The sequence below is a fragment of the Bacillus vallismortis genome, from assembly GCF_004116955.1.
Classification (GTDB): domain Bacteria; phylum Bacillota; class Bacilli; order Bacillales; family Bacillaceae; genus Bacillus; species Bacillus vallismortis.
In genome coordinates this window covers 2697655-2712302 of the sequence record NZ_CP026362.1, presented here as the reverse complement: position 1 = coordinate 2712302, position 14648 = coordinate 2697655, and the positions used below count along the sequence as shown (strand labels likewise).

12 protein-coding genes and 1 pseudogene are annotated in these 14648 nt (G+C 46.4%); 10 read left to right on the top strand and 3 right to left on the bottom strand.

Translation table 11 applies throughout. The features are described 5' to 3' along the window. Positions 1-11 precede the first annotated feature (11 nt). The 4 genes from BV11031_RS14555 to BV11031_RS14540 all read left to right on the top strand — a co-directional run bounded on the left by BV11031_RS14555 (position 12) and on the right by BV11031_RS14540 (position 4028). Positions 12-968: an ABC transporter permease gene (locus BV11031_RS14555; protein ID WP_010329159.1), complete on the top strand. Its 957-nt coding sequence runs from the start codon at positions 12-14 to the stop codon at positions 966-968. 13 nt (positions 969-981) lie between these two features. Then, complete coding sequence (locus BV11031_RS14550) at positions 982-1869, top strand: carbohydrate ABC transporter permease (protein WP_010329160.1); 888 nt, start codon at positions 982-984, stop codon at positions 1867-1869. Positions 1870-1877: 8 nt separating this feature from the next. Further along, positions 1878-3218 carry an alpha-galacturonidase LplD gene (gene lplD / locus BV11031_RS14545; protein ID WP_010329161.1) on the top strand — a complete coding sequence of 447 codons (1341 nt, stop codon included), beginning with the start codon at positions 1878-1880 and terminating at the stop codon, positions 3216-3218. 114 nt (positions 3219-3332) lie between these two features. Continuing rightward, positions 3333-4028 (top strand): DUF421 domain-containing protein, encoded by a 696-nt coding sequence (locus BV11031_RS14540; protein ID WP_010329162.1) that lies wholly within the window; start codon positions 3333-3335, stop codon positions 4026-4028. A gap of 39 nt (positions 4029-4067) precedes the next feature. On the opposite strand, the gene hmoA is transcribed toward BV11031_RS14540, so the two are convergent. Then, positions 4068-4391: a heme-degrading oxygenase HmoA gene (hmoA, locus tag BV11031_RS14535; RefSeq protein ID WP_010329163.1), complete on the bottom strand. Its 324-nt coding sequence runs from the start codon at positions 4389-4391 to the stop codon at positions 4068-4070. 254 nt (positions 4392-4645) lie between these two features. Here hmoA and BV11031_RS14530 point away from each other — a divergent pair, with 254 nt between their 5' ends. Continuing rightward, on the top strand, positions 4646-5998 hold the full coding sequence (locus tag BV11031_RS14530) for an IS1182 family transposase (protein WP_010329164.1): 1353 nt from the start codon (positions 4646-4648) through the stop codon (positions 5996-5998). Positions 5999-6130: 132 nt separating this feature from the next. On the opposite strand, the gene BV11031_RS14525 is transcribed toward BV11031_RS14530, so the two are convergent. Beyond that, positions 6131-6628, bottom strand: a complete 498-nt coding sequence (locus BV11031_RS14525; protein WP_010329165.1) for a hypothetical protein — start codon at positions 6626-6628, stop codon at positions 6131-6133. Positions 6629-6824: 196 nt separating this feature from the next. Here BV11031_RS14525 and BV11031_RS14520 point away from each other — a divergent pair, with 196 nt between their 5' ends. From BV11031_RS14520 to BV11031_RS22960, 4 genes and pseudogenes are all read left to right on the top strand, one after another. Further along, complete coding sequence (locus BV11031_RS14520) at positions 6825-7697, top strand: STAS domain-containing protein (RefSeq protein WP_010329166.1); 873 nt, start codon at positions 6825-6827, stop codon at positions 7695-7697. A gap of 234 nt (positions 7698-7931) precedes the next feature. Beyond that, on the top strand, positions 7932-8576 hold the full coding sequence (locus BV11031_RS14515; RefSeq protein ID WP_010329167.1) for a Bax inhibitor-1/YccA family protein: 645 nt from the start codon (positions 7932-7934) through the stop codon (positions 8574-8576). 41 nt (positions 8577-8617) lie between these two features. Beyond that, on the top strand, positions 8618-9568 hold the full coding sequence (locus tag BV11031_RS14510) for a DMT family transporter (protein WP_411813428.1): 951 nt from the start codon (positions 8618-8620) through the stop codon (positions 9566-9568). Positions 9569-9643: 75 nt separating this feature from the next. After that, positions 9644-9733 (top strand): annotated as a pseudogene (locus BV11031_RS22960) (hypothetical protein); the annotation flags it as partial. 34 nt (positions 9734-9767) lie between these two features. On the opposite strand, the gene BV11031_RS14505 reads toward BV11031_RS22960, so the two are convergent. Beyond that, entirely contained in the window at positions 9768-10838 is a 1071-nt protein-coding gene (locus BV11031_RS14505) for a DUF3900 domain-containing protein (protein ID WP_010329169.1), read from the bottom strand. Positions 10839-10987: 149 nt separating this feature from the next. Here BV11031_RS14505 and BV11031_RS14500 point away from each other — a divergent pair, with 149 nt between their 5' ends. Then, positions 10988-14173 carry a bifunctional cytochrome P450/NADPH--P450 reductase gene (locus BV11031_RS14500; RefSeq protein WP_010329170.1) on the top strand — a complete coding sequence of 1062 codons (3186 nt, stop codon included), beginning with the start codon at positions 10988-10990 and terminating at the stop codon, positions 14171-14173. Positions 14174-14648 lie beyond the last annotated feature (475 nt).

The following is a 14648-nucleotide window of genomic DNA, read 5'->3' as shown; positions in this document are numbered from 1 at the left end:
GGAGAACAGTTATGGAAACTGTGCCGAAGAAGGGAGATGCACCTGTTCTCACTGCTGGAAAAGGCATCAGCTGGATGGCTGCGTTCAAACGTGACAAATGGCTTTATCTTCTGCTTATTCCCGGACTGCTTTATTTTTTGATTTTCAAATATTTGCCGATGTGGGGCGTGCTGATCGCATTTAAAGACTATTCGCCATATCTCGGCTTCTGGAAAAGCGAATGGGTCGGCTTTGATTATTTCAAAGACTTTTTTATGAATCCGGATTTTTTCCGGCTGCTGCGCAACACCCTCATGCTGGCGAGTTTGGATCTTTTGTTTGCTTTTCCAGCGCCTCTCATTTTGGCCTTGCTTTTGAATGAGGTAAGGAAAGCTGTGTATAAAAGATGCATCCAAACCTTTATTTACGTGCCCCATTTTGTTTCATGGACAATCGTGGTCAGCATCACCTTTGTTTTCTTTACTGTCGATACAGGTGTGATCAACAAATTGATCATGAGCTTGACAGGTGAGCAGATTTCCTTCTTATCGGACGCGGACTGGTTCCGGCCGATGATTGTGATGCAAAGCATCTGGAAGGAGACGGGCTGGGGAACGATTTTATTTCTGGCCGCGCTGGCGACGGTTGATCAGGAGCAGTATGAAGCGGCCATTATGGACGGAGCGGGCCGATTCAAGAGAATGTGGCATATTACGCTGCCGGCGATCAGAAGCACCATTATCGTTCTGTTAATTTTAAGAATCGGCAGCTTTTTGAATCTTGGCTTTGAACAGGTGTATTTAATGACGAACTCGCTCAACCGCAGCGTGGCTGACATTTTTGACACGTATGTATACATGATGGGGATTACCCAAGGCGCGTACAGCTACAGCACGGCTGTCGGACTGTTTAAATCGGTTGTCGGGATTATCTTGATTTTCGGCGCCAATTATATTGCGAAAAAGTTTGATCAGGAAGGATTGTTTTAGAGGAGGGAGAGGTATGGCTGACATTCACACGATGCACAACACAAAAGCAGGACGGGTGTTTGACGTCTGTAACATTCTGTTTCTCGGCGGTGTCGGTACAATTACCATTTTGCCGTTTTTGTACATTATCGCCGGTTCCTTTGCGACAGAAGCGGAACTTGCCCAGCGCAGCTTCTTTATTTTTCCGAAAACCTTTACGCTTGACGCTTACAAGTATGTGTTTTCGACACCGACATTCATCCGAAGCATGGGTGTATCTATCTTCATCACAGTGGTCGGAACAGCTGTGCAGCTGTTTTTCACCTTTACGATGGCGTATCCGTTGGCGAAGCGGCATGTGAAGGGGCGGAATCTGCTATTGAACCTGGTCATTTTCTCTATGCTATTTTCCGGCGGCATGATCCCGACATACCTTGTCGTAAAATCACTTGGCCTTTTGGATACGTATTGGGCATTGATTCTGCCGATGGCGATTAATCCGTTCAACCTGATTATTATCAAAAACTTCTTTCAGCAGCTGCCGCGCGAACTGGAGGAATCGGCAAAAATTGACGGCTGTTCAGAAATCGGCGTTTTCTGGCGGATCGCCCTGCCGCTGTCAAAGCCGGTTATTGCGACCTTTGCGCTGTTTTATGCGGTCGGGATTTGGAATGATTTCTTCCACGCTCTCTTATATATCAATGACAGTGCAAAATGGCCGCTGCAAATGGTGCTACGCCAAGTCACAATTTTATCGGATTTAACAGCGACCAATGGCGATACGATGCAAAATACCGTTCCGCCGGAGCAGGGGATTAAACTCGCGGTCATTGTCATTGCGACGCTGCCGATTTTGGCGGTCTATCCATTCCTGCAAAAACACTTTGCGAAGGGAATGCTGATCGGATCAGTGAAAGGCTGAGAAAGGGAGTGTTTCATATCAGTACGTTAGACCAGATTAAAATCGCCTATATCGGCGGGGGGTCCCAGGGCTGGGCCAGAAGCCTGATGAATGATCTGTCGATTGATGAGCGGTTGTCAGGCATGGTGGCGCTCTACGATCTTGATTTTGAAGCTGCTCAGAAAAATGAAGTGATTGGCAATCACAGCGGAGACGGCAGATGGAGGTATGAAGCGGTTTCTACTATGAAAAAAGCGTTATCGGGCGCGGATATCGTTATCATTTCCATTTTGCCGGGTTCATTGGATGATATGGAAGTTGATGTCCACTTGCCTGAGCGCTGCGGCATTTATCAATCCGTAGGTGATACTGTCGGGCCGGGCGGAATCATCAGAGGCTTGCGGGCTGTTCCGATGTTTGCCGAAATTGCCCGGGCAATAAGAGACTACGCACCTGAATCATGGGTCATCAATTATACAAACCCGATGTCTGTCTGTACAAGAGTGCTGTATAAAGTGTTTCCCGGCATCAAAGCGATTGGCTGCTGCCACGAGGTATTCGGCACGCAAAAGCTGCTTGCGGAAATGGTCAAAGAACGGCTCGGAGCAAATGTGTTGCGGCGTGAGGATATCCGCGTCAATGTACTTGGCATTAACCATTTCACATGGATTACGGAAGCCTCTTACCGCCATATTGATCTGTTGCCTATATTCCATGAATTCAGCGCGCATTATGGAGAATCAGGATATGAGCTTGAGGGGGAGAGCTGGAGGGACAGCGTCTTTCGTTCGGCGCACCGTGTGGCGTTTGATTTATTTGAAACGTATGGTGCCATCCCCGCTGCGGGTGACAGGCATCTGGCGGAATTTCTTCCCGGCCCTTACCTCAAACAGCCTGAATCATGGAAATTTCATCTCACACCTGTATCATTCAGAAAACAAGACAGAGAGGAAAAACGAAAAGAATCAGAACAATTGATTGTGCAAAAACGGGGCGTTGCCGGGAAGGCATCGGGAGAGGAAGGGGTGAGCATCATAGCGGCTCTTCTCGGAGTGGGTGAACTTGTCACGAATGTAAATGTGCCGAATCAAGGCCAAGTTTCCAATCTTCCTTTACATGCGATTGTCGAAACGAACGCCTTGATTACCCGCAATAGTGTCCAGCCGATTTTCTCTGGAGCGCTGCCAAAGAGTGTGGAAATGATTGCGGCGAGGCACGTGTCCAATCAGGAGGCAGTGGCGGAAGCCGGTTTAACAAAGAATCGCACGCTTGCTTTTCAAGCCTTTCTCAATGATCCGCTTGTCACGATTGACCGCAGTGATGCAGAACCGCTTTTTGATGACATGCTGGCGAAGCACCAAACAATGTGAAAAATGTCAGCCGGCGAACGGGCTGATTTTTTGGTCGAAATCAGCAGTTTCGGTTTAGAAAGATGGCACTTGACTATAATGGTAGTAGTTTTTAAGAAGTAGGTGCTATCAACAGTGGGAGATTATGTAAATGTAGCAATAGAATTAGTTTGCGGTCTCGGCATTTTATTTGTCATCTTGAAGTTTCTTGGGAAAACCCAATTCTCTCAACTCACCCCGTTTGACTTTATTTCTGCTTTAATTTTAGGGGAGCTAGTCGGAAATGCCGTCTATGATCATGAAATCAAGATTAAAGAAATTATTTTTGCTTCACTCCTATGGGGCTTTCTTATCTATTTGATTGAATTGATTACACAAAAGCTAAAAGGGTCCAGAAAGTTACTGGAAGGCGAACCGAATATTGTAATTCATAAAGGAAAAGTGAAATACAAGGCGCTGAAGAAAAACAAGCTTGATATTAACCAGCTGCAAAGCCTTCTGAGGCAGGAAGGCTGTTTTTCGATTCAGGAAGTGGAATATGCGATTCTGGAAACAAACGGAATGATCAGTGTACTCCCGAAAGCCGATTTTGGTAAACCGACCAGAAAAGATATGAACCTCCCAGTAAAGGAAGTGTCATTGCCGATTACGTTAATTCTTGATGGGGAGATTGTGTATGATAATCTGGCGGAAGCAGATGTGGATGAACAATGGCTGAAGCAATCGCTGCAAAAGCAAGGCGTTGAAAAGGTTGAGGATGTCCTATACGCGGAATGGCATGCCGACCAGCCGCTTTATGTCACCACGTATGAAGAAAGCGGTTCGTCATGACCGTAAAAAAGAGCTTGCAGCTCGTGCAAGCTCTTTTCATTATTCATGAGTCCCTTGTTTCACAGCTTTTACATGATACATGCTCACTTCAGTGTTGATCAGATAGTCTGGCTTTGGTTTGCCTTTGTTCGCTTTATGGCCCGCGATATGCGCATCGCTTTTTTCCCATTGTTTCCAGTGATCCTCAGATTCCCAGCGAATCATGACAACAACTTCCTCATCACCGCGGCGGACGTTTTTCTCAAGCACTGTTACATCAATCAAACCTTCTTGTTTTTCAATGATTCCTTCAGCACTGAAACGTTCGATTACTTTGTCTGCATGGCCTTCTTTTACCGTCATTTTTCTCAACTGAACAAACATCTGTCCCTCTCCAATCATTTTCATATATACATAATTGTAAATGAAATTCATTCTCAATGTCAAAGGAAGAGCATGGCGGAATAGAACTTTCTTCGCATGCGATAACTTGTTTCCTCTGAAACAACATAAAAAAACAGCCGGCAAAACCGGCTGTCAGGCTGTCGAGAAAATCTCGACAGCCTTTATTTTTCCTTAAAATATCCATTCACGTGTAATAAAATAAAAGAAAGACTAAAAAGGATGGTGTCTTTCTTATGTTCCACACAAGAAATTCTTCTCAAAACGCAGCCGAATTTGTTCTGCTTGACCAACTCGTCGAAGAGGATCATTTGCTTCGAAAAATCGATAAACACATAGACTTCTCTTTTATCATTGAAAAGGTTAAGCCTTACTACAGCGAAAACAAAGGCCGCCCCTCACTCGATCCGCTGATTTTATTCAAAATGATGTTTATCGGCTACCTCTACGGTATCCGTTCAGAAAGACAGCTTGAAAAAGAAATTTACTACAATATGGCGTACAGATGGTTTTTGGGCCTGAATATCAATGACCCAGTTCCGCACCACTCCACCATCAGCTGGAACAGACGCACACGCTTTAAAGATACAACGATTTTCCAAGACATTTTTGATGAGATCGTTCTTCAGGCCATCAATCATGATATGGTGGGCGGACGTGTCCTTTTCACTGATTCAACTCATCTGAAAGCCAATGCCAACAAGCACAAATACACAAGAAAAACGATTGAACAGGATACACAAAACTATATCAAAGATTTAAATGAAGCCATTCAAGAAGATCGGGAGGAGCACGGAAAAAAGCCATTACCAGCCAAAGAGGAGGTGAAAGCTGAAAAAGAGATCCGCCACAGTACAACTGACCCTGAAAGTGGATATATGTATCGTGAAAACAAACCGGAGGGTTTCTTTTACTTAGATCACCGAACAACGGATATGAAACATAACATTATCACCGACGCCTATGTCACGCCTGGAAATGTCCATGATTCTGTGCCCTATCTTGACCGATTAGATCACCAAATTGCACGATTTGATTTTGAAGTAGAAGCCGTCGCTCTTGATTCTGGTTATTTGACGACTCCGATCTGTAAAGGATTAGCTGACCGCCATATTTTTGGCGTTATTGCGCATAGACGATATCACCCTACTAGAGGCTTGTTTCCAAAATGGAAGTTTCATTATGACAGTGAACAAGACAGATACATTTGCCCGAACCAGCAAACACTTACATACTCAACAACTGACCGAAAAGGCTACAGGTCATATAAATCAAATCCTGAAACCTGTTTCGCGTGCCCATTGCTTGAACAATGCACAAGATCAAAGAACCGCCAAAAGGTCATCACCCGGCATGTATGGGAGGACCACAAAGAAAAGATCAGACAAAATCGCTTATCTGTTTCAGGAAAAAACCTCTATAAAAAAAGAAAAGAAAAAATAGAGCGAAGCTTTGCAGATTCAAAACAGCTGCATGGGCTTCGCTATTGCAGGTTGAGGGGAAAACGGAATGTGAGTGAACAAGTTCTCCTCACAGCCGCATGCCAGAACATGAAGAAGATTGCCACATACCTAGCCAAGCAGGGCTAGGTATGTGGGAGCTCTTTTTCAGTTTTTGAAATCCGCTGAACAACTAAAGAAACAGTAGAAAACAAAAAAGCTTGTAGAAAAAACGTCGTTTTCTCTACAAGCTGACAGCCGGCAAAACCGGCCGTTTTTCGATTAATACGAGCAGCTTACAACATCTATCAAATTTGTGTCTAAGGCGAAATAAATCCAACGCTGCCGGTAAGAATCCCAATAAAAGCCGCCGACTGATCTTCTGCCAAGGATGATTGGATAGAACCAAAATGAGCTGCCGTTGGTTAGCCAAACATAAGTAAAGCGGAAGAGGCATGGCTGAATGGCAACGGGTTCAACTAAATAAGTGCCTGCTTGAGCGCCCTGCGGCTTTTTCGGTTTCTCGGGTTTTTTGGAAGGAGGAGGTCCCTGCGGCGCACCGCCAATGCCGGGCACACCGCCGCCGAAGCCGGGCACACCGCCGCCGAAGCCGGGCACACCGCCGCCGAAGCCGGGCACAGCACCGCCGCCAATGCCGGGCACACCGCCGCCGCCAATTCCGGACCATGGGTAACCATCCGGATAACGGTATTCATATTCAAAAGCAGGCCAAGGCTCATAAAAATGCCCGGCAAACATATAAGGATCGACATAATACATGCAATAACGTCCTTTCTCATTGTAAACTTTACATATGCAGTTTATGCGAGCGGGCATTTATTGGTGCATTTGCCTATGGATGAAAATGGAATGCGTTCGTGAAGCAGAATCATTCTATTTTTCCCTAGTCCCATTCACAATTCCGGTGTATCATTTTATAATAAAAGAGCTTCTATTATGAAAAAGGAGACAAACCGTGAATATCGATCAATTATTATATCAATATATTATAGACAACACTGCGGGTATTACCGAGAAATGGTTCAGTTTGCGATGTCAGCTGAAAGGCGAGCTATATTCCGCCGACGATTTAAGTGCAGAAACGAAAAAGCTCCTAACTGAGCAGCATACGTTTACCAATATCACAATCGCAAGCGCGTTTCTGGACGATCAAACCGAGTTTCAAGAAAATATGGCAAAATGGGCGCAAACCGTTGCGAAAAACAGAGTAGAGCAAGATGTTCAGGTGCATGAGGTCGTAGAAGCTATTTCAAACTCAAGAATCTCATTCTGGGGCGCAGTCGCTGCGTTTATCAAAGAGAATCGGGATATCGTCACAGATGAGGATGCCGACCGATGGAACCGCATTGTGAATCAGTCGTTTGATAAGCTGATTATTGAATTTTCGGAGCAGTACCAAAAATTTATGCTGATGAGGCTCACGTCTCAGCAGGAACTGATTTCTGAGCTGGGCTGCCCGGTGATTTCCATTGCGGATGGAATCGGGATATTGCCGATAATCGGCTCCATTGATACAAAGCGGGCACAGGTCATTTTAGAAACAGTGCCGGTCCGCTGTATCGAGAGAAAAATCACAAGCCTTGTCGTTGATCTTTCAGGTGTTCCGATCGTGGATACCATGGTGGCGCAGCAGCTGTACAACCTGTCAAAAACGCTTTTCTTACTAGGGATTAAAGCTGTATTTTCAGGGATTCGACCGGATGTGGCCCAGACATCCATTCAATTGGGGCTTGATTTCAGTGAATATGAAACGTACGGAACGCTAAAGCAGGCGTTAGAAAACATGGGCGTCCGCTGTATTGTGGATGAATTGGAAGAAAACCAATAGGAAGTATGGTCAGGCATATGATTGTCCGTCAACGGGTGATCATATGCCTTTTGGCTTTCCCAATTTTACAAAAAGGGGATAAATAGAAAATCATCGTTTTTCGCTGAAAAGGAAAGAAGGAAGTCTTGGCGTAATGGTGTTTGGTTTCTTTAAATTTACCTTAAAACACATACATATTTCATCCATTTTTTATATAATAGACCTTTAAGATCATTTTTTAGGAGGATTTTTGACATGCAAGCTACGGTTCACGAGAGTAAGCAATCGATCATGCAGCGCATTTTGACAGTCTTTGTTTTCACACTGCTGATCGCGACTGTCGGTCTTTTTATCGGCCAATTTGTTCCTGCCGCTTTGATGCTGCCGCTTTCTATTCTTGAAGTGGGAATGATTATTCTGGCTTTCTGGATGCGCAGGAGAAAAGCGGTGGGGTATGCGTTTGTATATACATTCGCGTTTGTTTCCGGCATTACCTTATTTCCGATCGTCAGCCACTACGCTTCCATCGCCGGCGCCTATGTCGTGCTTGAAGCCTTTGGTTCTACATTTGTCATTTTTGCTGTTCTGGGCACAATTGGCGCGAAAATGAAAAGGGATTTATCCTTCCTGTCGTCATTTCTGCTGGTTGCCGTGCTCGCACTTGTTGCGGTTGGCATCTTCAACATTTTCAGTCCGTTAAACTCAGCGGCGATGATGGCGTATTCCGTGATCGGAACCATCGTCTTTTCCCTTTACATTTTGTATGATCTAAACCAAATCAAACATCGCCATATTACAGAAGACTTAATTCCGGTTATGGCATTATCGCTGTACCTCGACTTTATCAATCTATTCATCAACCTGCTTCGTTTCTTCGGCATTTTGAGCAGTGATGATTAATCAGAAAGCGCCTGTCATTGGATAGGTGCTTCTTGCTATAGATAAAAAAGGCAGGAGAAGAGATGATGAAAAAACAAATTGGCGCTTATGTATCCATGGCATCTGCCATGGCGATCGTCGGCAGCTCGGTCGTTGTAGGAAAACTCATGGTCGAGCGTATTCCCGTTTTTCTTTCCTCAGGGTTGCGGTTTCTAATCGCTTCTATCGTATTGCTGGCCCTGCTGTTTTGCATTGAAAAAGGGTTTCCGGTTTTGACGAAAAAAGATGTGCTTGTCTTGCTTGTGCAGTCTTTCACAGGCGTTTTTTTGTTCAGTATTTGCCTGCTGTATGGGGTTCAATATACGACGGGAACGGAAAGCGGTATTTTGACCAGCACAACCCCGATGGTGATCGGTATTTTATCCTTTTTCCTGCTGAGAGAAAAAATAGAGAAAAAGACACTGATGGGCATTATGCTGGCGGTTTGCGGCGTGATGGTGATTAATCTATTTGGAGCGGGGAGCCAAGACGGGACGCCGCACGCCTTATTTGGCAACATGCTGATCATTGCTGCAGTCATTGGTGAAGCATTGTTTACATTGCTGGCCAAGAAGTTATCTCCACATATTTCGGCATTGGCGATTTCGACCTTCGTATCGCTCTTCGGTTTTCTGTTTTTTCTACCGTTTGCTTTGTTTGAGGCCTCTTCATTTGATTTTAGCGTGCCGACAGTTTTGGATTGGTCGTATGTGTTGTATTACGCGCTTTTTGTCACCGTTTTGGCGTTTTACTTATGGTATAGCGGGGTGACGAAGGTGCCGGCGGGGGTGTCTGGCATTTTCACATCCGTTCTTCCTGTCTCCGCTGTCATGTTGTCAGGTGTGATATTAAAGGAGCCGTTTGAACTTGTGCATTTGATCGGCATTGCATGTGTCATCAGCGGCATATTTGTTACAGTTATAAAGAAAAAACAGCCGGATGCGTATCCGGCTTCAAAAGAAAAGACGCTGTAGCCTGTCCTGATCGGACGGGTTTTTTAGTTTTTAAACACGCTTTTCAAAGATATCCCCAAGCATCTTTACGAACTTCTCAGCGTCCAGAACCTCTGGGTGAAAGGAGAGCCGGGAGCGGAAGAACTGATCGGGGAGTGCTATGCGGTGTTGAGGGAAGGATATTAAATAGGAAAAGTCCAGATTTAAATTCTGGACTTTTTTAATCTTGCTCTGTTTTGTGGCGTATCCGCTCAATCACCTCATGCAGCCCCTCAGGCTTATAAAACTCCACCGGGGAACTGCCCTTCTCAAACGAAATCGTCTCGGCTTCAATCAGCGCGACATAGCGCCCGTTCACTTTGGCGAGGTGAATGGAGTCGCCAAAATCCGCTAGCAATCCTTTAATCTCGGTTTCTCCGACTTTCATTTTCAGCTGGGCCTCTGGCGTGTGCTCGATGATTTGGGCGGAGGCTTCGATCACTTGATGGGTGTCGAGGCGCTCTTGGATTTCCCGTTTTTCGCTCGCTTCCCAAATCTCAATGTCCTGCTCGAATTGCTTGAGCTCTTCGCTATTGTCTTCAAATGTCTCGTAGACATGCTCTTGTACCATGTTCATGACCTGGTTTTTCATGATTTCCGGCATTGATTCGCCGTATTCGACGAATTTCAGAAAGTCTTCGAAATAGCGGGCGTGCGAGGCCTGATGGATTTTCAGCTCGCTTTCCTCGACCATTCCCTCCTCTGGCATGTACGGATATTGGATGCTTTTCATGTTTTTTGTCGTGATCGCCATTTCGACTTTTTTAATGAGAGATGACGTGTCTGAGATGCGGGCGACCTTCGGCTCAAAGTCACATTTCATAATGAAGACAAATGACTCGTCGAAGTATTTCCTCGGCACCGCTGAAGCCACAAGGAATACGCCGCCGCGGACCGCGCTCGTATCGAGATACGTGCGGACGAACTGCTCGCTCAGCTCGTTAAAATCCTCTTTTGTTTCCGCCAAACGTGCGCGGTTGAACATATTGTAATTCGGATTGGAATCGAGCTCGTGGCCGGGCTCGACGATAAAATGGCCGATTTTCGTCGGCACTTGCTCGGACTGCGGATGGCGGTCGGCTTTCCGTTTGACGATTTTTTTCAGCTCCCCGTCGAGAAAGTCCTTCAGCTCGCTTTCTTCAAATTCACCCGTATCAAGGGTCTGGAAGTGCTTGAACTGTTTGTTCGCCTGCTCGTCCTTGCCTTCGACCTGTATGACATAAAAGGATAAAAATCGAATTTCAAAATCCATATGTGAACTCACCTTATTCGCGTATTGTACAGCTTCTCAAGTATAGAAAAAACGGTGTTCATACGTCAATCGGAGGAACGGAATAATCATCACCATGAAAGGGAAACGTAGTCAGATAGAAGGCATTTCATACGGAAAGGAATGGTTCGATGAAGGAAACAAGCCCGATTCCTCAGCCGAAGACATTTGGTCCGCTCGGCAATCTGCCTCTTATTGATAAAGACAAACCGACACTTTCGCTGATCAAACTGGCGGAAGAGCAGGGCCCGATTTTTCAAATGCACACACCTGCAGGCACCACGATCTTTGTGTCCGGCCATGAGCTGGTGAAAGAGGTTTGTGATGAAGAGCGATTCGATAAAAGCATTGAAGGCGCCTTGGAAAAGGTTCGCGCGTTTTCCGGGGACGGATTGTTTACAAGCTGGACGCATGAGCCTAATTGGAGAAAAGCGCACAACATTCTGATGCCGACGTTCAGCCAGCGGGCCATGAAGGATTATCATGAGAAAATGGTCGATATCGCCGTTCAGCTTATTCAAAAATGGGCCAGGCTCAATCCGAATGAAGCAGTTGATGTCTCAGGGGATATGACCCGTTTGACGCTGGACACGATTGGTCTGTGCGGGTTTAACTATCGCTTTAACAGCTACTATAGAGAAACGCCCCACCCGTTTATCAACAGCATGGTGCGCGCGCTTGATGAAGCGATGCACCAGATGCAGCGGCTTGATTTTCAAGATAAGCTGATGGTGAGGACAAAGCGACAATTTCATCATGATATTCAAACGATGTTTTCGTTAGTCGACAGCATTATTGCGGAGCGCAAGGCGGATGGGGATCAGGATGAAAAAGATTTGCTCGCCCGCATGCTGAAGGTGGAGGATCCTGAGACGGGAGACAAACTTGATGATGAAAATATCCGTTTTCAGATCATTACGTTTTTAATTGCTGGGCATGAAACAACGAGCGGCCTGCTTTCCTTTGCGATCTATTTCTTATTGAATCATCCCGGCAAACTGAAAAAGGCGTATGAAGAGGTCGACCGGGTGCTGACGGATGCAGCACCGGCCTACAAACAAGTGCTTGAGCTAAAATATATCCGGATGATTTTAAATGAGTCCTTGCGTTTATGGCCGACAGCCCCGGCTTTCAGCCTTTATCCAAAGGAAGACACAGTCATTGGCGGAAAATACCCGATTACGACGAAAGACAGAATTTCTGTGCTGATTCCGCAGCTTCACCGAGATCGAGACGCTTGGGGAGAGGATGCCGAGGAATTCCGTCCAGAACGGTTTGAACATCAGGACCAAGTGCCCCATCATGCGTACAAACCGTTCGGAAATGGGCAGCGTGCCTGTATCGGCATGCAGTTTGCCCTTCATGAAGCCACACTTGTGCTGGGCATGATATTAAAATATTTCACGTTGATTGACCATGAGAATTATGAGCTTGATATCAAGCAAACTTTGACACTCAAACCGGGCGATTTCCGGATCAGGGTTCAAACACGGCATCAGGAGGCCATTCATGCCGACGTCCCGGCAGCTGAAAAAGCGGCGCCTGATGGGCAAAAAGAGAAAGCGGAAACGAAGGGTGCATCGGTCATCGGCCTCAATAACCGCCCGCTTCTCGTGCTGTACGGATCTGATACCGGCACCGCGGAAGGCGTAGCCCGCGAGCTTGCCGATACAGCCAGTCTTCACGGCGTAAGAACTGAAGTGGCACCGCTGAACGACAGGATTGGAAAACTGCCGAAAGAGGGAGCGGTTGTCATTGTGACCTCGTCTTATAACGGAAAACCGCCAAGCAATGCGGGGCAGTTCGTGCAGTGGCTTCAAGAAGTCAAACCGGGTGAGCTTGAAGGCGTTCATTACACGGTATTTGGCTGCGGCGATCACAATTGGGCGAGCACGTACCAGGACGTGCCGAGATTCATTGATGAGCAGTTTGCGGAGAAAGGCGCGACTCGGTTTTCTGCGCGGGGAGAGGGGGATGTAAGCGGTGATTTTGAAGGGCAGCTTGACGAGTGGAAAAACAGCATGTGGACAGACGCCATCAAAGCATTCGGACTTGAGCTTAATGAAAACGCCAATAAGGAGCGAGGCACGCTGAGCCTTCAGTTTGTCAGAGGGCTTGGAGAGTCTCCGCTGGCCCGATCGTACGAAGCGGTTCACGCATCCATCGCTGAAAATCGAGAACTTCAGTCCGCAGACAGCGGTCGCAGCACCCGACACATTGAAATCATTTTGCCGCCGGATATTGGGTATCGGGAGGGCGACCACCTTGGTGTATTGCCGAGGAACAGCCAAACCAATGTCAGCCGGATTCTTCATCACTTCGGCCTAAAGGGAACCGACCAAGTAACATTGTCGGCAAGCGGACGCAGTGCGGGGCATCTGCCATTAGGGCGGCCTGTCAGCCTGCAAGACCTTCTCAGCTACAGCGTCGAGGTGCAGGAAGCCGCCACAAGGGCGCAAATACGGGAGCTTGCGGCATTTACAGTCTGCCCGCCGCATAAACGCGAATTAGAAGAACTGGCGGCAGAGGGTGTCTACCAGGAACAAATTTTGCAAAAACGGATGTCCATGCTGGATCTGCTTGAACAATATGAAGCGTGCGATATGCCGTTTGAACGATTTTTAGAGCTTTTACGGCCGTTAAAACCAAGATATTACTCGATTTCTAGCTCGCCAAGGGTGAATCCGGAGCAAGCATCCATTACAGTCGGTATTGTGCGCGGTCAAGCGTGGAGCGGCCTTGGCGAATACAGGGGCGTGGCTTCAAATCACTTAGCTGAACGCCAAGCGGGTGATGATGTCGTAGTGTTTATCCGCACACCCGAATCCCGGTTTCAGCTTCCGGAAGACCCTGAAACCCCTATCATTATGGTTGGGCCGGGCACAGGAGTTGCGCCATTCCGCGGTTTCCTCCAAGCGCGTTCAGCTTTAAAGCGGGAGGGAAAAACGCTCGGCGAAGCCCATCTCTATTTCGGATGCAGGAACGATCGTGATTTTATTTACCGTGGCGAGCTTGAGCAGTTTGAAAAAGACGGAATCGCCACTGTGCACACAGCCTTTTCCCGAAAAGAAGGCATGCCAAAAACGTATGTCCAGCATCTCATGGCTGACCATGCAGAAACATTGATTTCGATTCTTGATCGCGGAGGCAGGCTCTATGTATGCGGTGACGGCAGCAAAATGGCCCCAGATGTGGAGGCCGCCCTGCAAAAAGCGTATCAGTCTGTTCATGGCACCGGCGAACAAGAAGCGCAAAACTGGCTGAAACATCTGCAGGATACCGGCATATATGCAAAAGATGTTTGGTCGGGGATGTAAAGACTGGAGGCATCCAGTCTCAGCTTGTAGAGAAAACGATTTTTTTCTACAAGCTTTTTTGTTTTTGTGCTGTTTCTTTGGATTTGCAGCTGAATTTTTTGCCCTTTTGAAAAAATTGTGATCACGCTAAACATGAGTGCATACAATAGCCACAGCCCTCTGGCAGGACAGGCTGTCTGCAAGACCTATTTTTCGTTTTTGCTAGTTTATGTTATTCTTATACTCGGTATCTATTTATTCAAAGGCATTTATGACAAAAGAAATCTTTTTTATTTCCCGAAAAAAATGTGAAACGAAACGAAGGCTTCTTTCGTCCAGTGTTTGGTTTGAAATAGGTGCAATCAAAATGGTATGGTGCCAAACATAAATATTCCGGGCTTACCGGTGTATTTATTTGTTGTGTGATGCCTTAATTCTGTTTGAAAAGAAAGAATTGGAGACAGAATCAAGAGCAGGTAAATAGAAATAAAGACTT

What these genes read in the sequence shown, in the direction of transcription:
- BV11031_RS14555 (WP_010329159.1), top strand. Translation starts at nt 12, where the DNA reads ATGGAAACTGTGCCGAAGAAGGGAGATGCACCTGTTCTCACTGCTGGA.
- BV11031_RS14550 (WP_010329160.1), top strand. Translation starts at nt 982, where the DNA reads ATGGCTGACATTCACACGATGCACAACACAAAAGCAGGACGGGTGTTT.
- hmoA (WP_010329163.1), bottom strand. Translation starts at nt 4,391, where the DNA reads ATGTTTGTTCAGTTGAGAAAAATGACGGTAAAAGAAGGCCATGCAGAC.
- BV11031_RS14530 (WP_010329164.1), top strand. Translation starts at nt 4,646, where the DNA reads ATGTTCCACACAAGAAATTCTTCTCAAAACGCAGCCGAATTTGTTCTG.
- BV11031_RS14525 (WP_010329165.1), bottom strand. Translation starts at nt 6,628, where the DNA reads ATGTATTATGTCGATCCTTATATGTTTGCCGGGCATTTTTATGAGCCT.
- BV11031_RS14515 (WP_010329167.1), top strand. Translation starts at nt 7,932, where the DNA reads ATGCAAGCTACGGTTCACGAGAGTAAGCAATCGATCATGCAGCGCATT.
- BV11031_RS14505 (WP_010329169.1), bottom strand. Translation starts at nt 10,838, where the DNA reads ATGGATTTTGAAATTCGATTTTTATCCTTTTATGTCATACAGGTCGAA.
- BV11031_RS14500 (WP_010329170.1), top strand. Translation starts at nt 10,988, where the DNA reads ATGAAGGAAACAAGCCCGATTCCTCAGCCGAAGACATTTGGTCCGCTC.